Annotated in this window: 20 protein-coding genes and 2 pseudogenes; 12 read left to right on the forward strand and 10 right to left on the reverse strand. The window is 61.5% G+C overall.

The window, feature by feature from the left end:
* Positions 1-2 precede the first annotated feature (2 nt).
* Positions 3-884, forward strand: a complete 882-nt coding sequence (locus tag AB8B31_RS02790) for a patatin-like phospholipase family protein (protein WP_018244977.1) — start codon at positions 3-5, stop codon at positions 882-884.
* Positions 885-979: 95 nt separating this feature from the next.
* Here the strand turns inward: AB8B31_RS02790 and AB8B31_RS02795 are convergent.
* The 4 genes and pseudogenes from AB8B31_RS02795 to AB8B31_RS02810 all read right to left on the reverse strand — a co-directional run.
* Positions 980-1,121 (reverse strand): annotated as a pseudogene (locus AB8B31_RS02795) (IS481 family transposase); the annotation flags it as partial.
* Between the two features lie 44 nt (positions 1,122-1,165).
* Positions 1,166-1,573 (reverse strand): annotated as a pseudogene (locus AB8B31_RS02800) (EVE domain-containing protein); the annotation flags it as partial.
* A gap of 3 nt (positions 1,574-1,576) precedes the next feature.
* On the reverse strand, positions 1,577-1,948 hold the full coding sequence (locus AB8B31_RS02805) for a VOC family protein (protein WP_018244979.1): 372 nt from the start codon (positions 1,946-1,948) through the stop codon (positions 1,577-1,579).
* A 120-nt stretch (positions 1,949-2,068) separates the two neighbouring features.
* Positions 2,069-3,883, reverse strand: a complete 1,815-nt coding sequence (locus AB8B31_RS02810) for a monovalent cation:proton antiporter-2 (CPA2) family protein (protein ID WP_018244980.1) — start codon at positions 3,881-3,883, stop codon at positions 2,069-2,071.
* A 119-nt stretch (positions 3,884-4,002) separates the two neighbouring features.
* Between AB8B31_RS02810 and AB8B31_RS02815 the strand changes: the two genes are divergently transcribed.
* From AB8B31_RS02815 to lpxK, 6 genes are all read left to right on the forward strand, one after another.
* Positions 4,003-5,349, forward strand: a complete 1,347-nt coding sequence (locus AB8B31_RS02815) for a TldD/PmbA family protein (RefSeq protein WP_018244982.1) — start codon at positions 4,003-4,005, stop codon at positions 5,347-5,349.
* A 76-nt stretch (positions 5,350-5,425) separates the two neighbouring features.
* Positions 5,426-6,235, forward strand: a complete 810-nt coding sequence (locus AB8B31_RS02820; protein ID WP_018244983.1) for a 3'(2'),5'-bisphosphate nucleotidase CysQ — start codon at positions 5,426-5,428, stop codon at positions 6,233-6,235.
* Between the two features lie 61 nt (positions 6,236-6,296).
* Complete coding sequence (locus tag AB8B31_RS02825) at positions 6,297-6,545, forward strand: DUF4170 domain-containing protein (RefSeq protein WP_018244984.1); 249 nt, start codon at positions 6,297-6,299, stop codon at positions 6,543-6,545.
* A gap of 169 nt (positions 6,546-6,714) precedes the next feature.
* A complete protein-coding gene (gene waaA, locus AB8B31_RS02830) occupies positions 6,715-8,034 on the forward strand; it encodes a lipid IV(A) 3-deoxy-D-manno-octulosonic acid transferase (RefSeq protein WP_018244985.1) in 1,320 nt (439 codons plus the stop codon).
* A 9-nt stretch (positions 8,035-8,043) separates the two neighbouring features.
* Complete coding sequence (locus tag AB8B31_RS02835; RefSeq protein ID WP_018244986.1) at positions 8,044-8,766, forward strand: HAD family hydrolase; 723 nt, start codon at positions 8,044-8,046, stop codon at positions 8,764-8,766.
* Positions 8,767-9,048: 282 nt separating this feature from the next.
* On the forward strand, positions 9,049-10,122 hold the full coding sequence (gene lpxK, locus AB8B31_RS02840) for a tetraacyldisaccharide 4'-kinase (RefSeq protein ID WP_018244987.1): 1,074 nt from the start codon (positions 9,049-9,051) through the stop codon (positions 10,120-10,122).
* A 50-nt stretch (positions 10,123-10,172) separates the two neighbouring features.
* On the opposite strand, the gene AB8B31_RS02845 is transcribed toward lpxK, so the two are convergent.
* Positions 10,173-11,057, reverse strand: coding sequence for a GntR family transcriptional regulator (locus AB8B31_RS02845; RefSeq protein ID WP_018244988.1), 885 nt, complete (start codon positions 11,055-11,057; stop codon positions 10,173-10,175).
* A gap of 98 nt (positions 11,058-11,155) precedes the next feature.
* Between AB8B31_RS02845 and AB8B31_RS02850 the strand changes: the two genes are divergently transcribed.
* The 3 genes from AB8B31_RS02850 (at position 11,156) to AB8B31_RS02860 (ending at position 13,972) form a co-directional block, all read left to right on the forward strand.
* On the forward strand, positions 11,156-12,214 hold the full coding sequence (locus tag AB8B31_RS02850) for an ABC transporter permease (RefSeq protein ID WP_018244989.1): 1,059 nt from the start codon (positions 11,156-11,158) through the stop codon (positions 12,212-12,214).
* Positions 12,211-12,975, forward strand: coding sequence for an ATP-binding cassette domain-containing protein (locus AB8B31_RS02855; protein WP_018244990.1), 765 nt, complete (start codon positions 12,211-12,213; stop codon positions 12,973-12,975). The genes AB8B31_RS02850 and AB8B31_RS02855 overlap by 4 nt, the downstream gene beginning before the upstream one ends.
* 79 nt (positions 12,976-13,054) lie before the next feature.
* Entirely contained in the window at positions 13,055-13,972 is a 918-nt protein-coding gene (locus tag AB8B31_RS02860; protein ID WP_018244991.1) for a sugar ABC transporter substrate-binding protein, read from the forward strand.
* 166 nt (positions 13,973-14,138) lie between these two features.
* Here the strand turns inward: AB8B31_RS02860 and AB8B31_RS02865 are convergent, their stop codons facing one another.
* Both AB8B31_RS02865 and mutL read right to left on the reverse strand, forming a co-directional pair.
* A complete protein-coding gene (locus AB8B31_RS02865; protein WP_003588271.1) occupies positions 14,139-14,369 on the reverse strand; it encodes a DUF2093 domain-containing protein in 231 nt (76 codons plus the stop codon).
* Between the two features lie 171 nt (positions 14,370-14,540).
* Positions 14,541-16,340: a DNA mismatch repair endonuclease MutL gene (mutL, locus tag AB8B31_RS02870; RefSeq protein WP_018244992.1), complete on the reverse strand. Its 1,800-nt coding sequence runs from the start codon at positions 16,338-16,340 to the stop codon at positions 14,541-14,543.
* Positions 16,341-16,523: 183 nt separating this feature from the next.
* Here mutL and AB8B31_RS02875 point away from each other — a divergent pair, with 183 nt between their 5' ends.
* Positions 16,524-18,245, forward strand: coding sequence for a response regulator (locus tag AB8B31_RS02875; protein WP_018244993.1), 1,722 nt, complete (start codon positions 16,524-16,526; stop codon positions 18,243-18,245).
* Positions 18,246-18,371: 126 nt separating this feature from the next.
* Positions 18,372-19,736: a putative bifunctional diguanylate cyclase/phosphodiesterase gene (locus AB8B31_RS02880; protein ID WP_018244994.1), complete on the forward strand. Its 1,365-nt coding sequence runs from the start codon at positions 18,372-18,374 to the stop codon at positions 19,734-19,736.
* A 53-nt stretch (positions 19,737-19,789) separates the two neighbouring features.
* Here the strand turns inward: AB8B31_RS02880 and AB8B31_RS02885 are convergent, their stop codons facing one another.
* The 3 genes from AB8B31_RS02885 to AB8B31_RS02895 form a co-directional block, all read right to left on the reverse strand.
* Positions 19,790-20,395, reverse strand: a complete 606-nt coding sequence (locus AB8B31_RS02885; protein ID WP_018244995.1) for a PRC-barrel domain-containing protein — start codon at positions 20,393-20,395, stop codon at positions 19,790-19,792.
* A 233-nt stretch (positions 20,396-20,628) separates the two neighbouring features.
* Positions 20,629-21,516 (reverse strand): SMP-30/gluconolactonase/LRE family protein, encoded by an 888-nt coding sequence (locus tag AB8B31_RS02890; protein WP_018244996.1) that lies wholly within the window; start codon positions 21,514-21,516, stop codon positions 20,629-20,631.
* Positions 21,513-22,154, reverse strand: a complete 642-nt coding sequence (locus tag AB8B31_RS02895; RefSeq protein ID WP_018244997.1) for a 2-dehydro-3-deoxy-6-phosphogalactonate aldolase — start codon at positions 22,152-22,154, stop codon at positions 21,513-21,515. The genes AB8B31_RS02890 and AB8B31_RS02895 overlap by 4 nt, the downstream gene beginning before the upstream one ends.
* Between the last annotated feature and the right edge of the window lies 1 nt (position 22,155).

Genomic DNA, 22,155 nt, shown 5'->3' on the forward strand with positions numbered 1-22,155 from the left:
GCGTGCAGCAGGCAGAGATCATCAGCCCGAAATTGCCCGCGATCAGCGATCTGCCAACGGTTGCGGTCGCTTTCGGCGGCGGCGGCGCGCGCGGGCTTTCTCATATCCACATCATCGAGACGCTGGATGAACTCGGCATCCGCCCGGTGGCGGTATCGGGCTCGTCGATGGGCGCGATCATGGGCGCCGGCATGGCTGCCGGCATGTCCGGCGCCGAAATCCGCGAACATGCGCTGACGACCGTCGGCAACAAGACGGCGGTCGTCGCCCGCATCTGGGGGCTGAGGCCGGCGACGGTGCGCGATGCGGTGGCCAAGGGTATCCGCATCGGCCAGTTCAATCTGGAGCGGATCCTCAAAGCCTTCCTGCCGTCCGAACTGCCGGCCCGCTTCGAGGACCTGCTGGTCCCGATGAAGGTCATCACTACTGATTATTACGGGCAGTGCGAAGTCATCATCGAGCAGGGCGAACTGTTTCCGGCGCTGGCCGCCTCGTCCGCCATCCCCGCCGTCTTCATGCCGGTGCGCCTGCGCGACCGCGTGATGATCGACGGCGGCATCAGCAATCCGGTGCCCTATGAATGCCTGATGGATCTTGCCGACATCGTCGTCGGCATCGATGTCGTCGGCGCGCCGGAAGGCGACGGCACCCATATTCCGAACCGCATGGAAAGCATTTTCGGCTCCGGCCAGCTGATGATGCAGACGGCGATCTCGCTGAAGCTCAAGCTTCGCCCGCCGCATATCTTCCTGCGCCCGACGGTCGGCCGCACCGGCGTTATGGATTTCCTCAAGGCCCGCGAAGTCCTCGCCATGTCCGTCGGCGTCAAGGACGATTTGAAATTCGCCCTCGACCGGGAAATCGAGGCGCGGCTGAAGCGCTAGAGCAATTCCAGGAAAAGTGCGAAGCGGTTTTCCGCCCGGAATTGCGTAAGAATAAAAAGTTAGAGCGGCTCTGCGCTTCAATGAAAAGCTGAACCGCTCTGTCGGTCGGATTGACCGTTGGTCCACGGATGAAGGCTTGGTCAGCCGATGTTCGGTGCGATGGGCCGTGTAGAACCGCGCGAAGATGGACGGGTCAAGGAAGCAGAGGCTGGGGCCTGTGCTGTTTTTCGGGAGGTTCCAAACCGGTCGGGCAGCCCAAATTCCGCGGGCGTTTCACCGAGCATCGCTTCGGCTATCAGCTCGGCATCGTCATTGTCGATCTCGAAGAGGCCAAAGCGCAGTTGATAGCCCCAGCTTGCCCGACCGCTTGTGAAGGATAGTCGGTCGAGCAGTGGCCGGATAGGCGTTTCGATGGCCGGCCACCAGGCGACATCCCGCCTCCAGGGGCGGAAGTCGGGATGAACTTCCACCTGATATGCATCAGTTTCCTTGACCATGCCAATTGCAGTCAACGCTTGCAGCCGATCCCTGCCGCCAAATGTTTCGGTCGGCGAATAGTAGATCACGCGGTCACCAGGCGCGCTCCGCCTAAGCGGAGCGGCCTTTCCGTGACAAACCTGCATGAAACCCGCTTCCCGCCCGATGCGCACATGGTTTGCCGATGCCACTGCGATCCAGTTGCGGGACATGTTTCAGCCTTCCGCCACGTTATAGACGCGCAGGCGATGCCCGTCGGGATCCGCCGCGACAAAGCTACGGCCGAAATCGAGGTCGGTCGGCGGCAAAAGGATGGTCGCGCCCTTGCCTTGCCATTCGGTGTGAAGCGTATCGACGAGGTCTGCTGTCGCGACCTTGAAACCGAGGTCGCAGCCGCCGCCCGTGGGAGCTGGCGCCGGCTCAACGCCCTTCTCGCCCCAGAGTCCAAGTGCCAGACCCGAAGGCAGGATGAACATGGCGAAGGTCGGGCTGGCCTCAACGGCGTCCAGCCCGAGCAGTCGGGTATAGAAGCTGGCGCTCTTTGGCGCGTCGACGACGAAGAGTAGAATGCTGTTGCTGTCGATCACGGTAAGCTCCTGTTTGTCAGTCAGGAGGACATTTACAGAAACATGCTGACAGATTCTGGCAGTAGCGAGTCCCCGGCGGCGAGTTCGCCACGCTCAAGCTTCGCACGTCCTGGAGTTGATCTAAGCGTCCGCCGTCGCATCCGCCGTTCCGGCCAGCGGATCGTCCTCGAAGGGATCGGCAGCACGCTTCGGCTTGACCAGCGGTTCGGGGCGGACGGGGTGGGAAAACAGCATGTCGCGCCCGGCCTGCAGCCCTTCGGACACCTGCAGCACCAGACGCGCCTCGTCGCGCTTGCGGATATCCTCGCCGATTTCATAGGCGTCGACCTCGGAAACGCCAAGCGCCTCCAGTGTTCGCCGCCCGAAGAGCAGGCCCGATTCCAGCGTTTCACGCAGCTCGTAGTCGACACCCTTGTTGCGCAGTTCGATCGAATGGATGCGGTCGTAGGAGCGCACGTAGAGCCGCGTCTGCGGATAGTCGGCCTGCACCAGCTCCACCACCTTGTCGGTGATTTCCTTCTTCTGGGTGCAGACGAGCACGATCTTCGCCCGGTCGATGCCGGCCGAGCGTAGCACGTCCTTGCGGGCGCCGTCGCCGAAATAGATGCGGAAGCCGAAGGAGGAGGCCTGGCGGATGCGGTCGGCCGAAAAATCGATGACGGTGACGCTGCGCCCTCCGGCAAGCAGGATCTGGGCGGCGATCTGGCCGAAACGCGAGAAGCCGACCATCAGTACGTCGGCGCTGGCGCCCTCGAAATCCTCGTCCAGCTCCTCCTGCTCGTCGCCGCGCAGCAGCCGCTTCGAAAGGGCCGATCCGATCGGCGTCAGCGCCATGGACAGCGTGACGACCGCGACCAGCAGCGAGGCCGTACTCGTCGACATCAGCCCGACCGTACCCGCCGTGGTGAACAGCACGAAGCCGAATTCGCCGCCCTGCGGCAGCAGGAAGGCGATGCGGATCGCATCGTCGTGCAGGGAGCCCGAGATCCGGCAGAGCCCATAGATGACGATCGCCTTGACGGCCATGACGATCGGCACGGCGACAATGACGAAGAGCGCGTTGTCGGCGAGAACGTCGAGTTCCAGCGACAGGCCGACGGCGATGAAGAAGATAGCGAGCAACACGCCGCGGAAGGGCTCGATATCCGCCTCCAGCTCGTGCCGGTACGAGGATTCGGCAAGCATCACGCCGGATAAGAAGGCGCCCATCGCCATCGAAAGCCCGGCAAGTTGCATCAGGCTCGCCGATCCCATGACGACGAAGAGGGCGGCGGCAATCATTGCCTCGCGCGCGCCGGTCCGGGCGATGATCTGGAAAAGCGGCGTCAGCAGGTAGCGTCCCATGACGATCATCGCCGCAACCGCACCGACGGCGACCGCGAAATCCAACAGCGGTGCGTTGTTGCCCTTGTCGCCGCCATCGAGGATGGTGATCAGCGCCAGCAGCGGCACGATTGCCAGGTCCTGGAACAGCAGCATCGAAAAGGAACGTTGCCCGTATCTGGTGTTGACGTCGCCGTCGCCCTCGAGGATCTGCATGGCAAAGGCGGTCGAAGACAGCGCCAGGCCAAATCCGGCAACGATGCTGCCGCGCCAGTCGAGAACTTGGGAAAACCAGGCAAGTGCGGTCAGCGCCAGCCCCGTCACCACCACCTGCGCCGTGCCGAGGCCGAAGATGTCGCGCCGCATCTGCCACAGACGGGTGGGCTTCAGCTCCAGTCCGATGATGAAGAGCAGGAAGACGACGCCGAGTTCGGCGACGGCGAGGATCTGTTCGCCATCGGTGATGCCGTGGAAGACCGGGCCGATGACGATGCCGGCGGCGAGGTAGCCGAGCACCGTGCCGAGCCCGAGCTTCTTGAAGATCGGAGCGGCGACCACCGCGCCGCCAAGCAGCAGGATCGTTTCGGAAAAAAGGGCATTGGGCGCTGACATGCTGACAATTTCTTTCAACGGCAGGGAGCACGCAGGCAGCCCCGATAAAGAATCGGCGGCGGCGGCCTTGATGCTTGGGAGAGTGCACAATAAATGGAAGCCGAAGGAAAGGCCAAATCATGTCCTCTGAAATTGATTCCTCGACACTTCTTTCCCGCGCAACTCAATTGATCGATCTGGCAAGGAAGGCAGGGGCTGATGCCGCCGATGCCGTCGTCGTCCGGTCGCGCTCGCAATCGGTCAGCGTGCGCCTCGGCAAGGTCGAGGGCACGGAATCCTCCGAAAGCGACGATTTTTCCCTACGCGTCTTCATCGGCAAGCGCGTCGCCAGCGTTTCGGCCAATCCGGGCTTCGATCTTCAGGCGCTTGCCGAACGCGCCGTTGCCATGGCCAAGGTTTCCCCGGAAGACCCCTTCGCCTGCCTGGCGGATGAGGCGAGCCTTTCGAGATCCTATCCCGACCTGCAATTGCTCGATACCACGGAGGTCTCCTCCGAAATGCTGCGCGAGGCGGGTCTTGCGGCTGAAGCGGCCGCGCTTGCGGTCAAGGGTGTCACCAATTCCTCCGGCGCCGGCGCCTCAGCCGGCATGGGCGGCCTCGTTCTTGCCACCTCGCACGGATTCGAAGGTAGTTACATGGCCTCGCGTTTCGGCCATTCCGTCAGCGTCATCGCCGGTGAAGGCACCGGCATGGAGCGCGATTATGATTTCGACAGCCGTCTCTATTATGCCGAGCTCGACGACCCCGCTGAAATTGGCCGTCGCGCCGGCGAACGGGTGATCAAGCGCGTCAATCCGCGCCAGGTGCCGACCGGCAAGGACGTCACGGTGATCTTCGACCCGCGTGTCGCCCGCGGCTTCGTCGGCCATATCGCCGGTGCGATCAATGGTGCTTCCGTCGCCCGCAAGTCCAGCTTCCTGCGCGACAGAATGGGTCAGCAGGTGCTGAAGTCGGGCCTGTCGATCACCGATGATCCGCTTATCGTGCGTGGGCCCTCCTCGCGGCCCTTCGATGGCGAGGGTGTGTCCGGCGAGCGGCTTGTCATGATCGAGGATGGTGTTTTGAAGCACTGGTTCCTCTCGACCTCGACCGCGCGCGAGCTCGGCCTTGAGACCAACGGCCGCGGCGTACGCGGCGGCACTGCCGTCTCGCCTTCCTCCACCAACCTTGCGTTGGAACCCGGCGACATTTCGCCGGAGGATTTGATCCGCAGCGTCGGCAACGGTTTTTATGTCACCGAATTGATCGGCCACGGCGTCAACATGATCACCGGCGAATACAGCCGCGGCGCCACCGGCTTCTGGATCGAGAACGGCGAACTCACCTTCCCGGTCTCCGAGGTGACGATCGCCTCGAACCTCAAGGAGATGTTCATGCGCCTGACGCCGGCAAACGACATCGATCGCAAGTTCGGCGTCGCGGCCCCCACCTTCGCCATCGAAGGCATGACGCTTGCCGGACGCTAGAGCATGATGCCGAAAAGTGTGCGCGGTTTTCGGACGACATCATGCTCCAACTGTAGTTCAGAAATGGATTGATCTGATGAGCGACATGGAGAAAGCCCGGTGGCAGAGCGATCTCACGCTGATCGCCGATGCTGCGAGAGAGGCGGGCGCCGTCGCTTTCGGCTTCTTCAACCAGTCTCCCGAGGTCTGGTGGAAGAATGAGGATCGTTCTCCCGTCAGCGCTGCCGATTTCGCTGCAAACAAGACGCTCGAGACCTTCCTGCGCAAGGCCCGGCCGGATTATGGCTGGCTGTCGGAGGAAACCGACGACGATGCCGACCGTCTCTCACGCGAGACGCTGTTCATCGTCGATCCGATCGACGGCACGCGCGCCTTCCTCGGCGGGCAGAAGGTCTGGTGCGTCAGCGTTGCGGTGGTTCATCGCGGCCGGCCGGTGGCCGGCGTGCTCTATGCCCCGGCGCTTGAGGAGCTCTATGAGGCGGTTGAGGGCGGCGTGGCGCTGAAGAATGGCGTGCCCTTCACCGTCTCGGCCGCCGGACCGGAAGAGATGAGCCGCCTTGCGATCGGCGATGACCTGCTGAAGACCTTTCCGACGGCGTTCCGCGACCGGGTGACGCGCGAGAAATACATTCCCTCGCTCGCCTATCGCATCGCCATGGTGGCGGACGGTCGTCTCGAAGGCACCTTCGTCAAGGGCAATTCCCATGATTGGGACCTTGCCGCCGCCGATCTGATCCTTGTCTGCGCCGGCGGCGGCCTCGTCGACATCGAAGGCCAGCCGATCGTCTACAACCGTGCCGAAGTCACCCACAAGGTCCTCTGCGCGGCCCCAACACCCCGCCTCGGCGAATTCCTCGCGGCCTTTGCGGAGCGACGAGACAGTTGACGTTTCCGTCAAAATCCCGCAGATGGGTGGCGGAGGAGAATAGGCAGAAAGAGAACAAAAAATGACTGAATCCGGTGACAAGAAGCAACTTCTGCATCTCGTTTTTGGCGGTGAACTGGAAAGCCTCGATGACGTCCAGTTCCGTGATCTGCAGGGTCTCGATATCGTCGGCATTTTCCCGGATTATGCCACGGCGCTGACGGCCTGGAAGGCGAAGGCGCAGCAGACGGTCGACAATGCGCATATGCGCTACTTCATCGTCCACATGCATCGTTTGCTTGATCCGCAGGAAAAGGCCAGGGGCAACTGACCTTGGCAAGTGCTGCCGGCCGGCCTCGTCGAGCGGGGCTTTGGTGCATCGGGCGCCCGTCGATCCGGATTGTTGGACGCATTCTGAACAAATTAATCGGCCATTGCGGCCGCAACGATAATTAGGGAATGGGTTTGATGTCGATCGGTTTTGATCGGAGGCTGGCGCAATGAGCTCCCGGATGGCGCGCTTCGGTCTGAACGCATACCGTCTGGCGGGAACCGTGGCCTCTCCTGTGGTCGGCCTCTACATCACCTACCGCACGGCCAAGGGCAAGGAAGACCGGGCCCGCCGCCTGGAACGTTTCGGCTATCCGAGCGCCAACCGGCCGCAAGGCCCGCTCGTCTGGTTCCATGCCGCAAGCGTCGGTGAAACCAACGCCGTCATCCCGCTGATCCGCGAAATCCGCCGCCGCGACATCCATGTCATCCTGACGACCGGCACCATCACCTCCGCCAAGCTCGCCGCCGAGCGCCTCGGCCAGGAAGCGATCCATCAATATGTGCCGCTCGACCTGAAGCCCTCCGTCAGCCGCTTCCTCGATTATTGGCAGCCCGATTGCGCCATCATCGCCGAATCCGAGATCTGGCCGGCAACGGTGTTGGAACTCGGCCACCGCCGCATTCCGCAGATCCTGATCAATGCCCGCATGTCGGACCGCTCCTTTGCCCGCTGGCGCCGGCGCCCGGCGATCGCCGAAGCCTTGTTCGAGAATCTTGCCCTCGTCATCGCCCAGTCGGATGTCGATGCCGAACGTTTCCGCGATCTCGGCGCTGTCCCTGTCCTCACCTCGGGCAATCTGAAGGTCGATACCGACGCACCGCCTTATGACAGCGCTGTCCTCGCCCGCTATAAGAAGCAGATCGGCGAGCGCAAGACCTGGGCGGCGATCTCGACCTTCGACGGCGAGGAGAATGCCGCCGCCATCGTTCATCGGGCGCTGAGGGAGCGCGACCATCAATTGACGATCATCGTGCCGCGCCATCCCGAGCGCAGCGACGAGATCGAAGCGGCCCTGGTCAAGCAGGGGCTGAAGGTCGCCCGCCGCACCCGCGACGATGTCTTGTCCGCCGATGTCGATATCTTCCTTGGCGATACGATCGGCGAAATGGGCCTCTATTTGAGACTGACGGAAATCGCTTTCGTCGGCCGCTCGCTCTTTGCCGAAGGCGGCCAGAACCCGCTGGAGCCTGCCATGCTCGGCTGCGCTATTCTCTCCGGCGGCCATGTGCAGAATTTCCGCGATGCCTATCAGAAGCTTGCCCGCAGCGGCAGCGCCCGCATGGTGCGCGATACCGAAATGCTGGCCAAGGGCGTGCATTACCTGCTGATCAATGACGACGCCCGCCGCAACATGATCGAGGCCGGCATCACTGCCGTGCACGAGATGCGCGGCGCGCTGACGGCGACAGTGAAGGGGCTGGAACCCTATATCAATCCGCTGACGGTGAAGGCGCGGCTGTTGCCCAAGGCCGTGGCCCAGGTCTAAGGAGATATGATGTCGGTAGCGTCCCCTATCAAAGGCATTCTCTTCGACAAGGACGGCACGCTGCTCGACTATGATGAGAGCTGGCTGCCGGTCAACCGCGAGCTTGCCCGCATCGCAGCCCAGGGGGATGAGCTTCTCGCCGACCGGCTGCTTTCCGCTTGCGGCATGGATCCGGTGACCGGCCATATCGTTCCCGACAGCCTGCTTGCCGCCGGCAATACCCGCCAGATCGCCGAGGGTCTCGTTGCCGCGGGCTCGATGGTCGATGTCGGCGAACTGACGGTCCGCCTTGACGAGCTCTTTTCCAGCGCTGCCGAATTTTCCGTGCCGGTGACCGATCTTGCCGGTTTCTTCGCCCGGCTGCATCGGCGCGGCTTCAAGCTCGGTGTCGCCTCCAGCGACAATGAACGATCGATCCGCCAGACGGCGGAACGTTTCGGTTTTGCCCCCTATGTCGATTACATCGCCGGCTACGACAGCGGCTTCGGCGTCAAGCCGGAGCCGGGCATGGTGCTCGGCTTCTGCGCTGCAACCGGTCTTTCGCCTGAAGAGGTCGCCATGGTCGGCGACAACAACCACGATCTGCATATGGGTCTGAATGCCGGGACGGGGCTGCGGATCGCGGTGCTGACCGGCACCGGTTCGCGGGATTCGCTTGCTGCCGCAGCCGATCACGTGCTTGACGATATCACCGCCATCGAGACCCTGCTGCCCGATCTGCAGCTCGCCTGACCGCCGGCACTTAACCCCGAAATTCGGAATCGATTTTCGCGGTTAAGTGCCGGTTCAAAATCATAGAGCGTCCTTGACGCGTCCTGTCGGAGGCGCAGTGCTGTAAGGGCTTGCATTTTTTCAGGTTTTGGCTTCTCAATCCGGCCGGTCGAAAAGCAAGGGGCTGGCTGTGGCTAAAGCAATTCCAGCAAAAGTGCACAGCGGTTTTGCCGGGAAAAGCGCGCAGCGACTTTCCCAAGGGATTGCGTGAGAACAAGCCGGGCAGGGGAGCGGGACGGCAAGATGATATCCGAAGCGCCACCGTTCTGGTGGAGGAAAGCCGATTGGCGGGCCTGGCTGCTGCTGCCGCTTTCTTTTCTGTATGGCCGTATCGCGGGCCACCGCATGGCCCATGCGCGCCGCGCCTCCGTTCCGGTTCCCGTCATCTGCGTTGGCAATTTCACCGTCGGCGGCGCCGGCAAGACGCCGACGGCGCTAACGATCGCCCGCGCCGCCAAGGCGAAGGGGCTGAAACCCGGCTTTCTCAGCAGGGGTTACGGCGGTTCGCTCGATGTGACGACGGTGGTCGACCCTGATCATCACCGGGCGGGCGCCGTCGGCGACGAGCCGTTGCTGCTTGCCCAGGAAGCGCTGACGGTGATTTCCCGCCGGCGCGTCGAAGGGGCTGCGCGCCTGGTGGCGGAGGGTGCCGATCTCATCATCATGGACGATGGCTTCCAGAGCGCCCGGCTGGCGATCGACTATGCCCTGCTCGTCATCGATGCGACCCGCGGCCTCGGCAACGGCCATATCGTGCCGGGCGGGCCGGTCCGCGCGCCGATCCGTCAGCAGCTGCGTTCTGCGACGGCCTTGCTCAAGGTCGGCGGCGGCAATGCCGCCGACAGGATCGTCCGGATGGCGGCGCGCGCGGCAAAGCCCTATTTCACCGCATCGCTGAAAGTGCGCGGCGACAATACGCTTGCCGGCACGAAGGTACTCGCCTTCGCAGGCATCGCCGATCCCGCCAAATTTTTCCGCACCGTTGAATCACGCGGCGCCGAGATCGTCGTCGCCAAGTCCTTCGGCGATCACGAGCACCTGACCGAGGAGGAGATCGACGACATCCTGACGACTGCCGAGCGTCAAGGTCTCTTGATCGTCACCACGTCCAAGGATTTCGTCCGCCTCTCCGGCCATCAGGGCAAGGCGGCACGGCTCGTCGAAAAGAGCCGGGTGATCGAGGTCGACATGGTCTTCGAGGATCACCTCGCCCCCAGCTTAATCATTGACCGGGCGATCGTCGCCTGCCGCGAGCGGAGGCTGCGGGAGATGAAGGCCGGAGTTAAAACGATTCCAAGAAAGGCTGAACGGCTCTAACAGGCAGCTGCAAACGCCTCGTCCTGCGTACATCTCCACATGCAACGCTATCACGCGATCGAGTGAAGCAAAGTTTCGCGGGCGGAAGTCAGATGCAACCGGCATGCGCGATCGATCAAGGCGATATTGCGGCTTTCGAGGGCTTCGATCAGGGCGAGATGTTCCTTGATGGCGACCTCATTCCGGGCGCGTTCATCACGCTTGTTCCACTGATAATGATAGTGGAAGACCATGGCTATCACGTCTTGGAAGCTTTCGATAAAGCGGTTTGGCGCGACTGCGGTAATTAGCCGGTGGAACCGGCTGTCCAGCTCCGAGAAATCCTGAAACCGGGCGTCGATATCCGCGAGCAGTTCCAAATGTGCCGCCCGCATAGATTGGATCTGTTTCCAGACGGGCGACCCGTCGGGCAGGGCAGCGAAAAGCCGTGCGGAGCGCATTTCGAACATCTCTCTGATCTCGAACAGCTCGAGTGCGAAACTGGCTGTGAACCCTTTAAAAACCCAGCCTGCATTCTGACGCTTCTCGATCAGCCCATATTTCTGAAATCGATTGAGAAACTCACGGACAATCGTTGTCGCGACGCCGAATTTCCGAGCTAGTTCCGCCTCGTTGATTTCTGTGCCCGGACAGGCATCGCCGCGCAGCATCCATTCCATGAAGCTCGTCTCGACCTGTTCCGAAATTGCCAAGGTCTCTTTCTTCGGATAGCGCTCTTTCTGTCGTGGCTGCTCACGTATGATCCGCCTGTGTGCTTCAGATATGATGATCCCACGTGCGGACATCCCCGCCAGCACCTTCCGCACCGTTGTTCTGCTCACGCCAAGCTGGGCGCGCAGTGCATTTTCGGACGGCAATTCCGCCCCAAGATCGAGCGTGCGAATGATATCGATCATATCATTGAATGCCCGCTTGAAAGTCGTATCCGTTCTCATAGTGCAACTCGTGATATGATTAGATATCCATAAAAAACAATTTGACGCACGTGTATCATATGTTTCTTATGTATAAAAAACGGGGAGGCTAGGGGAATTTGGAAGACTCCGGGATTCTGCCTCAGAATTCGTCCCGGCCTGGTGGTTCGCACGATGCAACCTTCCAGCCGAGACAATCTGGCATCACATTCGCACTGAAGCTATTGAGCCTTGGCCCTCTATTGATCCTGATTATGCTCATCGCCGTCGTCAGTTTGATCACACCGGCTTTTCTAAAGCCGGTTAACCTGGGGAACATCCTGGCGCAGACTGCAGTGATTGCTGTTGTAGCAATGGGGCAGCAACTCGTTATCCTGACGCGCGGCATCGACCTGTCTGTCGGCTCGAATCTTGCGCTGGCAACAGTCATCGGCGGACTTGTCTATCAGCAGGTTGATTCTTCAGTCGTCGTCATTATGGCCATGCTGCTTGCCGGCGCTGCCATTGGTGCGGTCAACGGCCTGGTCTTTGTCTACGGTCGGCTGCCACACCCCTTTATCATTACACTTGCGACCTTGAGTATCTGCCGCGGTCTGGCACTTGCATTGGCGCCCGGCCACACCACCATGCGCGGGATGCCCGATGCAGTGACCGCGATCGGTGGCGGTACGACGCTTGGTGTGCCCAATTCCTTCTTTGCCGTTGCGATGTTCGCGCTTCTTTTTCTGATCCTGACGAAGTCGATTGTCTTTGGCCGTTGGATCTATGCGGTCGGCGGCGCGCCGAATGCCGCCAGAAGCATGGGTATCCCGGTAAAGGGCGTTCTGCTCGCAACCTACATTATTTGCGGCTTTTGTGCAGGTGTCGGCGCGGTGCTGCTCGCAGGACGGACCGCCGCCGCCTCGCCAATCTACGGCAATCTTTTGGAACTCGACACGATTGCTGCGGTGATTATCGGTGGCGCCAGCTTCCTTGGCGGACGAGGCCATCTCGGCCACGCCCTGATCGGCGCGGTGCTGATCGGCGTCATCCGCAACGCCCTTAACCTTCTAGGGGTCGACGTGTTCTTTCAAATGATCGCGATTGGGCTCGTCATCGTCATCGCCGTAGAGGCCGACGTGCTTCGTAACCATCTCGAGGCGCGCGCGCGTGTGCTTCAATCGGCGAGAGTGCAATGAACACTGCATCCACCACACCGGCACTTTCGGTTCGAAACGCCCAGAAGCGCTTTGGCGCCATCCATGCCCTGAAAAATGTAAGCTTTGATGCCTATGCAGGTGAGGTAACCGCTCTCTTGGGTGACAACGGCGCCGGCAAGTCGACGCTCGTCAAATGCATCAGTGGGCTTCATAGTCTCGACGAAGGAGAAATCCTCGTGGATGGTGCGCCCGTATCGCTCCATTCAACGGCCGCCGCCCGCCGCGCCGGTATTGAAACCGTCTATCAGGATCTGGCGCTTTTCGACAACCTGACCCCCGTACAGAATTTCTATTGCGGACGAGAAATCTCTTTCCCCTCCTGGCTGCCGCGTCCGCTCCGCATCCTCAACACGGGCCTGATGAAGCGGGAAGCAGCGAGCGTCATCGATCGCCTGAAGGTTAAGCTGCCGAGATTCGATGCGCCGGTCGCGCTGATGTCTGGGGGACAGCGACAGGCGATCGCGGTCGCGCGCGCCATTGTTTTTGCGCGCAAGCTGGTAATCCTTGACGAACCAACCGCCGCCCTCGGTCTTCGCGAGTCTCGCCAGGTTCTTGACCTTATCCATCAGCTCAAAGCCGACGGCAATGCCGTGATCATCATCACGCACAATATGGAGCATGTCGTCGAAATCGCCGATCGGGCGGTTGTGCTGCGGCAGGGGCGCAAGGTGGGTGAACTGAAGCCAACGCAAGCGAACAAGCAGGACCTTGTCGCGATGATTGTCGGCGCCGAGGCTTAAAAGGAGATCGCTGCTTCTTTGGGGCAGCGGACAACGAGATCGCTCTAGAGGAGGGCGGTCGAAACATGGGAGGTCTATCATGAAACTGCAATCCCTGCTGGGCGCTCTTGCGCTCCTGGCCGTCGCTATAGTCCCGTCCTGGGCGCAGGAGCCGGTCAAGCTCGGCTTTATAACCAAATTCCCTGTACCGTTCTTCGCAACAATGGAGAACGCAGCCAAAGATTATGCAAAGAGAAATCCCGGCGTCGAGATCATCTACGGGCAAGGTACATCGGCAACCGACATCGAGGGCCAGATTGCACAGATCGAGTCCATGGTGACACGAGGCGTGCAGGGCATTGCCCTCACGCCCGTCGATCCCACCGTGTCCACTGCGCTGGACAAGGCGGTGGCGGCCGGTGTCAAGATCGTGCTGATGGATAACAACATTCCGGATTGGAAAGGCAGGACGGCACTTGCCACGACCAATAATTTCGCTGCGGGCAAAATCGCTGGCGAATATCTCAAAACCGTTCTTAAAGCCGGCGACACGCTCGGGATTCTCGAGGGCGTGCCCGGTGTGCCGGCGCTTGATGACCGCGTGAACGGTATGCTTGAAGGGCTGAACGGCCTTGATGTCAAGATCGTCGGGAAAGGCGCAACAAACTGCACCGAGGAGCTCGGGATCAGTGTCGCCGAGGATCTGCTCACGAAGAACCCGGATCTCAAGGCCATTTATGCCGCTTGCGGCCCGCCCGCTGCTGGCGCGGCGCGCGCAATCAAGAACGCTGGCACTGCCAATGACAAGATTGTGCTGGTCGGTTTCGATTTCTGCTGCGGCGAAGAGGAAGCGCTGAAGAGTGGAGTCGAGGATGCGTCGGTTGCGCAGTTCCCCACCAAGATGGCTGAACTCGGTGTGGATGCGCTGGTAAAATCGATTCGCGGAGAGAAGGTTGAGTCCTTGATTGACTCCGGCGCTGCGCTCGTGACGCCGGAGAATATGGCGAAATTCAAGTGAACCGTCGCCCCTGTGGGGATCGGATCACGCAAACGGTCCGTCCTTCGCTGGGCGGGCCGGCGGGTGACCGCTCGTTGTGCCCAGATTTCAATCTTTTATCGGGATGGCCAGCACGCCTTCAGCAAAGCCTTGGCTGATCGTTATCGATGGTGAGGCGCGCGACGCTTTAGCGCCGCTGGTTCGGCAGCACGCCGGCGCGTTTGTCGGCCTCGATCGCCGAGATCACGTCGGCATAGGGCTCCTGCCGGGCAACACTCCAGTAGCGCAATTCATCGAGCGGGATCTGTTTTCCCGTCATCGCGCAGACGACATAGGAGCCGGGCGAGAGAATCTGGAAATCGCCATCGAGATACCGGATCTTCGCTTCGCGGTTTCCGTGTCCTTCGAACAAATTCATGCGCTCCGTTCCCTGCAGTCTGTCATTAAAGCATGTTGCGCAAAAGTGTGCCGCGGTTTTGCGATCACGACATGCGGAACACCAAAGACCTAAAGCGTGGCAAGCGAATCTGAAAGATCGCGACACGCTTTAGTCTGCCATACTCCCGAAAGGGTTGCTTTTCCAGCTTTTTTAGCTTCTGCCGAAAAGCCGCTCGATATCGCTGAGCTTCAATTCGATATAGGTCGGCCGGCCGTGATTGCACTGGCCGGAGCCGGGCGTCACTTCCATTTCCCGCAGCAGCGCGTTCATTTCCTCCGGTCGCAGCCGCCGTCCGGAGCGCACCGAGCCGTGGCAGGCCATGGTCGCCGCCACATATTCGAGCTTGGCCGATAGGCCCGACGCCGTGTCCCATTCGGCAATCTCGTCGGCAAGCTGGCGGATCAGCCCATGCGCATCGACCTCGCCGAGCATTGCCGGCGTCTCGCGCACGGCAATAGCGCCTGGGCCGAAACGCTCGATCGCAAGGCCGAGTTCGGAAAGCTCGGCCGCATGCTGCATCAACCGGTCGCAATCCTCTTCCGGAATGTCGATGATTTCGGGGATGAGCAGCACCTGAGAGGCCAGCCGCTTGGAGTGCAGCGCCTTGCGCATTGCTTCGAAGACCAGCCGCTCATGCGCGGCATGCTGGTCGACGATGACGAGCCCGTCCTCGGTCTGGGCGACGATATAGTTGGCGTGGATCTGCGCCCGCGCCGCGCCGAGCGGATACCGTGCGTTTGGTTCGGGGGCTGACGGCGGCGAAAACTGTGGCTCGGCCCGCGCCGTCGGCATCGAAAGTCCGTCGAAGGACGCCTGTGGTCGCTCGCCGAAACCCGTTGTCGGCTGAAAGGGCCGGGAGGGCGATGTCTCGGCCGACCATCCGCCCTGCGGCCGCTGGCTATTCGGCTGGAAGCCGGGGCGGAAGGAACGCAGCATGTCGCTCGCACCGGTCGTTGCCGCTCGGCTGCCGTCGCGCGCCAAGGCCTCGCGGATGGCGCCGACGATCAGACCGCGCACCAGGCCAGGATCGCGGAACCGCACGTCGGATTTTGCCGGATGCACATTGACGTCGACGAGAGCGGGATCGAGCGTGATCGACAGCACCGCCACCGGATAGCGTCCGGATGGGATCGTCTCGGCATAGGCGCCGCGGATCGCCGAGAGGATCAGCTTGTCCTGCACCGGCCGGCCGTTGACGAAGGCATATTGATGAGCGGAGTTGCCACGGTTGAAGGTCGGCACGCCGGCAAAGCCGGTCAGCGAGATCTCTTCGCGCACGGCGTCGAGCGCAATCGCATTGTCCCGGAATTCCTTGCCGAGCACCTGCGCCATGCGCGCCAGATGATCGTCGGCGGTCGCCGGGAATTCCAGCGTCGTACGGTCCGAACCCGACAGCACGAAGCGCACCGCCGGAAAGGCGATCGCCATGCGCTTGACGATCTCGGTAATGGCGCCGGCCTCGGCCTTCTCCGTCTTCAGGAATTTGAGCCGGGCCGGTGTGGCAAAGAACAGGTCGCGCACTTCGACGATCGTCCCGGGATTGGCGGCAGCCGGCCGCATATGCGCGATTTTGCCGCCGATCACGGCGATCTCGTGGCCGCCGGTGCTGTCGCGCTTGCGGCTTGCGATGCTGAGCCTCGCGACCGAGCCGATCGAGGGCAGCGCCTCGCCGCGGAAGCCGAGCGTACGGATATCTTCGAGCGTCTCCGATATCTTCGAGGTGCAGTGGCGCCTGACCGCCAGTTCCAGATCGGCCGCGTCCATGCCCGACCCGTTGTCGCTGACGCGCAGCAGCGCCTTGCCGCCGCCAGCCGTGGCGATTTCGATGCGCGTCGCGCCCGCGTCGAGCGCGTTTTCGATCAGTTCCTTGGCAGCGCTCGCCGGCCGTTCGATGACTTCGCCGGCGGCGATCTGGTTGATGAGAGTTTCGGAAAGCTGTCTGATGGCCATGGGCTATTTTCAGGGATTCGCGGGCCGGAGGGAAGGGCTTTCGATGCGCTTTCCCAAAGCGTGATCACCGCCGTCTCCGAATTTGGGGGTGGCTAGTGTTAAGCCGGTTTTAACATAAAAATGGCATTTCTAATCACATACTTCCGGAAGCTGTGAAATCGAACAGATGTGGGACGCAATGGAATGAGTGCCGGCTTCGAAAAGGCGGACACATCATCAGAAATCGATGGGTCTCCCGCCGAGGCCGATCTGCAGACGGCGCTTTTCGATGTGGTGTGCGACAGCCTTTCCGCAGCTTTCATCATCTACGACAAGAACGATCACCTGATCTTCGCAAGCCGCCAGACCCTCGAATTCTTTCCGCTGCCCGCCGAAATGCTGAAGCCGGGCACGCGGCTTCGCGATTTCCTCGGTGCGATGTACGACACCGGCATTCGCCAGCAATATGATGTCAGGCAGGGCGGCTCGCTGAGCCGCGAGGACTGGCTGTCGCAGAAAATCGCCTCGCATTGGCGTGAGCGCTTCGACGCCGTCGAGCGCCACGGCGCCGATAGCTGGGTCCGCTTCGTCAAGCGCAGGCTGCCGGGTGGTTACGGCGTCACCATCATCTCCGACATTTCCGAAAACAAGAAGCGCGAAGAGCAATGGCGCTCCGATCTGGAGCGCGTGCAGCTGACCGAGGACATTCTCGACAATCTGCCGTTTCCGCTTTTCGTCAAGGACCGCAACCTCACCTATGTCGCGGTCAATCTCGCCTTCTGCGAGAAATATCAAACGAGCGCCGACGAGGTGCTCGGGCGCAAGAGTGGTGATCTTTTTTCAGAGGAGATCGCCAAGCGTTTCGAGGAGAGCGACCGCCACGTACTGGAGACCGGCGAGATGTCCGTCTCTCGCCAGCGTCAGATCTCCCGCGACGGCATCGAGCGCGACATCGTCAGCCGCAAGCACCGCATCGGCAAACCCGGCCGCTATTTCCTGGTATCGACCATGCAGGACCTGCCGCGCGACGGCGCCGATCTCGACGAGTTCGGCCAAGCGTCCGCGATCACCGCCTCCAGCAATCAAAGCTACCGCCGGGCCTATGTGCCGGTACCAACCGGCGTCGAGCGGCGCGAACCGGCGGCGATGGAAGCGATCGTTCCGGAGAATTTCTCCGGCCGCAAGGTCCTCGTCGTCACTGCCGACCTCGCAGCCGAGACCGCCGCGTTGCGGACGCTGACGAAATACGGCTTCGAATCCTGCTCGGTCCGCGGCGAGGACGAAGAGGAGCGGTTCCTGGAGATCGCCACCTCCTCCGGCATCTCGCTCGATCTCTTGATCATCGACAACCAGATGGGCATGCGCTGCCTCGAGCTCGCCGAGCAATGCGGCATCCCGGCGCTCGTCATGGACGGTTTCCAGATCGCCAACGAGCTCACATTCCAGATCGCCCGCCATTTCAATCGCAACAGCCGCAGTGCTGCCGGTTCGGATACCGATTGGGAAATCAGCATTTCCGACGATGTGGTCGGCCTGCAGGTTCTCGTGGCCGAAGACAACGACATCAACCAGATCGTCTTCTCGCAGATCCTCGAAGGCCTCGGCTACCGCCATATGCTGGCAGCGACCGGCGACGAGGCCGTGCGCCTCTGGGCCGAGCACCGGCCACAGATCGTGCTGATGGATATTTCCCTGCCCGGTTTTAACGGCTTCGAGGCCGCGCGCCTCATCCGGCAGATGGAGGAAACCGGCGGCGGCACCCGCACTCCGATCATCGGCGTGCTCACCCAGGCCTTCGAGCGCGACCGCGCCGAATGCGTCAAATCAGGCATGGACGACGTCATCATGAAACCCGTCAGCCCCGATATGCTTGAGACGGTGTTTCAGAAGTACCTGATGGACGAACCTATGCGGGCGCGAAACTAGAAGGCGATACCCGTCAACTCCCTAGAATTTGGGCGTTTCAGGCGGCAGAGGCCGCTGATTTCCTATCGAATTGTTAAGACATGCCGGTCATTCTTTTGCATGGCTGCGGGGGAAGCTCGGGTTTGCATGATGAAATCGGCGGAAATAGCTTTCTTGACCGTGGGTCAGAATGAGCTTCAGGCGATGGCCTATACCGATCCGCTGACCGGATTGGGAAACCGCAATCGCATGCGGGAGAAGGTCCTGCAGATCTCTTCCGAGCGCGCCAGCGATCCGGCCCCCTTCACCATCGGCATCGTCAACCTCGACAGTTTCAAGCCGATCAACGATCTGTTCGGCTCGACAGCCGGCGATGAAATCCTCTGCCAGGTCGCCCATCGTCTCAGGGCCTGTATTCCTGATGGTGCGCTTGTGACCCGCCATGACGGCGACGAATTTGCCTTCGTGCTGCCGTTGATCTTCGAGCGGGCGAGCGCCGAGAAATTCGGCCAGATGATCCGCGAGGTGCTATCGGCCCCTTATGACCTCGGCGACCGCAACGTCCGTCTCTCCGCTTCCCTCGGCTTCTCCATCTATCCGTTCGCCGGAGAGGATTGCGAGGAACTGCTGAAGAGCGCCGAGACCGCCCTTTACCGTTCCAAGCGCCGCGGTCGCGGCCAGATCACCGTCTATTCGCGCGAGATCGCGCAGGAAATGAAGCGCGCCACGCAGCTGGAGCAGGCGCTCAGAAACGCCATCATCTCGGATGCGATCGACGTGCATTTCCAGCCGATCGTCTCGCTGTCCAACAATCAGGTCGTCGGCTTCGAGGCGCTTGCCCGCTGGAACGATCCCGATCTCGGCTTCGTGTCGCCCGGCGTCTTCGTGCCGCTCGCCGAAGAGCGCGGCTTCATCGACGCGCTGTCGGAGGCGTTGCTGCGTAAAGCTGCCGAAGCAGCACTTTCCTGGCCGCGCGAACTCTTTCTGTCGTTCAATCTTTCCTCGGCCCAAATGATGGATCCGGGCACGAGCAGCAGCGTCCTGTCGATCCTTGGGCGCGTCGGCTTCGATCCGCATCGCCTGGAGCTGGAGATCACCGAGACCGCGGTGATGAGTTCGGCCGATACAGCTCATCGCATCATCGCTGATCTGCGTGCCGCCGGTGTGCGCATCTCGCTGGACGATTTCGGCACCGGTCAGTCGAGCCTCGGGCGCCTGCGCGACTTCATCTTCGACAAGATCAAGATCGACCGTGCCTTCGTCTCGCGCATCAATTCCGATCGCGCCTCCGAACACATCATCAAAGCGATCCTTACCATGTGCGAGGGCCTGGAGCTGGAAGTTGTGGCGGAAGGTATCGAGGATTATGCCGAGGCGGTGAAGTTGCGCACGCTCGGCTGCGGCATGGGCCAGGGCTATCATTTCGGCCGTCCGGCGGACGGTATCGCGACGCTGCGCTTCCTGCACGAGAATTATTATGATCCGACCGTGATGGAGCGTGTCAGCGCGTAAAACGATGGCGCCCCTGGGAGCGCCATCGCCTACGCTATACTACCGCGCACGGATTACTTAGGCGTGGTCGAGCCGGTTGCCGTGGTGTCGGTACCGGTCGCAGCCGGAGCCTTTTCGGCCGCCAGCATTGCCAGCGTCTTGAACTCAGGTGCGGCCTTCAGCGATTCAGACGTTTCGCTGGTCGTCAGCTTGACGCTGCCGTCCTGGGTGTTCTGCGCGACGGTAATCTTTTCCATCGGCACGGCGACGTTCTTTTCGCCAATGCCGAGGAAGCCGCCGACACCAACGATTGCAGCAACAAACCCGCCGTCCTTCTTCAGGATCAGGTCGTTGACGCTGCCGATGCTTTCATTGTTGCCGTTATAGACCGACTGGCCGATATAGGTGTTGGCGCTGACCTGGTCCGGAGACTGTTCCGTCAGATAGCCGGCCTGAGCCGTATCTGCCGTCGGTGCTGCGGCCGGAGCCTGTGCGGCATCGCCTGCGGGCTTGGTGACGTCAGGCGTCATCGGCTTCGGTGCTGCCGGATCGGCGGGGGCCGCCTGGGTCGGAGCAGCGGGATCCGCAGGCTGCGGGGCTGTCTGCGAGAATGCCGCCGGTACGAAAGCCGTGGCAAACAGTGCGCCAGCGGCAACGGTCGTCAGAAGTTTGCGTGTCATTTCGAACCTACCTTTGTTTTTCCCTAGAGTGTTCGCTGGCGCGGCAACACCTGTTTCTCAGGTCTCGTTGCCGCGCCGGTTCGAAGGGAAAATGACTGGTGGAGCGATTGGTTCCGGTTGAAAACACGGAAAATTTCTCGATTTTCACGGAACATTTATCGAAGAACCGCCGCTAAAACGAGAAAAGGCGCCCCGGTCGGGAGCGCCTCTGATGGCCTCTGATCACCCCGTGATCAGATCACGTAGACGGGATCGAACACGCCTTTGACCTCGATGCCGAGTTCCAACAGCGCGCCGGCACTGGGCTGCGCCGAACGGGCATCCTCATCCAGCCCTTCCCAGGCGGTCGTTACCGCCAGGCGGTCGGCATTGACGCCGATGAAGGCAGGGCAGGATGGTTGGACGGCAGGAACCTTGTAGCGCGAGATGCGCAGGCCGTCCGGACTGTAGCGGTCGACGACGCCGGCGCCCCAGCGCGCATTCCACAAATAGCCGTCGGCATCGACCACCGAGCCGTCGATGTCGCCGGGGTCGTCCATGCTGTCGACAAGCACGATCGGCTCGCCCGAAGGCAGGCCGGTCAATGGATCGACCATGACGCGCATCAGCCGATTGATGCGGGAATCCGTATAATAACCGATCGTGCCGTCAGGCGAGAAGCAGATTGAATTCGGGATGCTGATGCCGTTGAAGATCTTCGTCACCTTGCCGCTAGCGACGTGATAAATGGCGCCGGCCTGGTTTTCCGCCCGCTTGCTCATCGTGCCGATCCAGAGTGCACCGGAAGGATGCGTGCGGCCGTCGTTCGAACGGTTTTCCGGCCTGTCGTTTTCGAGCGCGGCGTAGAAGGTGAGGTTGCCGCTTGCGACGTCGCGCACGAAAAGCCCTTCTTCCGTCGCGATCAGCTGCCGCCCGGCGTCGATGCGGGCAAGCACGCTCGCCATGACAGGCAGCGGATGCACCTTTTTCGCGCCCGTCGAAAGATTGAGCTCGTGCAGTTCCTTGCCGAGGATGTTGAACCACCAGACGGTATTGCTGTCCGGATCATAGGTCGGGCCTTCACCGAGAACGGAATTGGTATTGCAAAGTGTCTTGCCCTCGAACTCATAAATATCGGTCATACGTTCACGCTCCCAATGGCTGCATCATAGGCGTAAATGGTCGCCTTGGCGCGCTCGGCAACCTCTGATGCGGTCATTCCTGGCTTGTAGATGCTGGTGCCGAGGCCGAAGGCGAAGATGCCGGCCTTGGTATAATCGCCGAAATTCTTATCCGACACACCACCGACGGCGGCAATCATCAGCTCCGGCGGCAGGATTGCCCGGATCGCCGTGATGCCGGAAGGGCCGAGCACGCTGGCCGGAAAGAATTTGAGACCGGTGGCCCCGGCGCGCGCTGCTGCCAGCGCCTCGGTCGGCGTAAAGACGCCCGGCATCGTCACCATGCCGTAGTCGCGCGCCCGGATGATCACCTCGGGCTCGACATTCGGGGTGACGAGCAGCTTGCCGCCGGCCGCATGCAGGCTGTCGACCGCCTCGACGGTTAGCACCGTGCCGGCGCCGATCAGCACGTCGGCCGGTGCCATCTTCGCGGCGATCTCGATGGATTTGAACGGCTCCGGCGAGTTGAGCGGGATCTCGATCGCCGTCAGGCCATTTTCGATCAGAGCACCGACGACGCTTTCGGTCTCGTCAGGCCGGATGCCGCGAAGGATGGCGATCAGCGGGCGCTTCATGTCGGGGAAGGGGATACGGTTCATC

It is taken from the genome of Rhizobium sp. 62_C5_N11_2 (assembly GCF_051811185.1).
Taxonomy (GTDB): Bacteria; Pseudomonadota; Alphaproteobacteria; order Rhizobiales; family Rhizobiaceae; genus Rhizobium; species Rhizobium leguminosarum.

Excerpts from the sequence above, each read along its gene's own strand:
- AB8B31_RS02810 (WP_018244980.1), bottom strand. The coding sequence starts at position 3,883 with ATGTCAGCGCCCAATGCCCTTTTTTCCGAAACGATCCTGCTGCTTGGC.
- AB8B31_RS02815 (WP_018244982.1), top strand. The coding sequence starts at position 4,003 with ATGTCCTCTGAAATTGATTCCTCGACACTTCTTTCCCGCGCAACTCAA.
- AB8B31_RS02820 (WP_018244983.1), top strand. The coding sequence starts at position 5,426 with ATGAGCGACATGGAGAAAGCCCGGTGGCAGAGCGATCTCACGCTGATC.
- AB8B31_RS02825 (WP_018244984.1), top strand. The coding sequence starts at position 6,297 with ATGACTGAATCCGGTGACAAGAAGCAACTTCTGCATCTCGTTTTTGGC.
- waaA (WP_018244985.1), top strand. The coding sequence starts at position 6,715 with ATGAGCTCCCGGATGGCGCGCTTCGGTCTGAACGCATACCGTCTGGCG.
- AB8B31_RS02835 (WP_018244986.1), top strand. The coding sequence starts at position 8,044 with ATGTCGGTAGCGTCCCCTATCAAAGGCATTCTCTTCGACAAGGACGGC.
- lpxK (WP_018244987.1), top strand. The coding sequence starts at position 9,049 with ATGATATCCGAAGCGCCACCGTTCTGGTGGAGGAAAGCCGATTGGCGG.
- AB8B31_RS02845 (WP_018244988.1), bottom strand. The coding sequence starts at position 11,057 with ATGAGAACGGATACGACTTTCAAGCGGGCATTCAATGATATGATCGAT.
- AB8B31_RS02855 (WP_018244990.1), top strand. The coding sequence starts at position 12,211 with ATGAACACTGCATCCACCACACCGGCACTTTCGGTTCGAAACGCCCAG.
- AB8B31_RS02860 (WP_018244991.1), top strand. The coding sequence starts at position 13,055 with ATGAAACTGCAATCCCTGCTGGGCGCTCTTGCGCTCCTGGCCGTCGCT.
- AB8B31_RS02865 (WP_003588271.1), bottom strand. The coding sequence starts at position 14,369 with ATGAATTTGTTCGAAGGACACGGAAACCGCGAAGCGAAGATCCGGTAT.
- mutL (WP_018244992.1), bottom strand. The coding sequence starts at position 16,340 with ATGGCCATCAGACAGCTTTCCGAAACTCTCATCAACCAGATCGCCGCC.
- AB8B31_RS02875 (WP_018244993.1), top strand. The coding sequence starts at position 16,524 with ATGAGTGCCGGCTTCGAAAAGGCGGACACATCATCAGAAATCGATGGG.
- AB8B31_RS02880 (WP_018244994.1), top strand. The coding sequence starts at position 18,372 with ATGATGAAATCGGCGGAAATAGCTTTCTTGACCGTGGGTCAGAATGAG.
- AB8B31_RS02885 (WP_018244995.1), bottom strand. The coding sequence starts at position 20,395 with ATGACACGCAAACTTCTGACGACCGTTGCCGCTGGCGCACTGTTTGCC.
- AB8B31_RS02890 (WP_018244996.1), bottom strand. The coding sequence starts at position 21,516 with ATGACCGATATTTATGAGTTCGAGGGCAAGACACTTTGCAATACCAAT.
- AB8B31_RS02895 (WP_018244997.1), bottom strand. The coding sequence starts at position 22,154 with ATGAACCGTATCCCCTTCCCCGACATGAAGCGCCCGCTGATCGCCATC.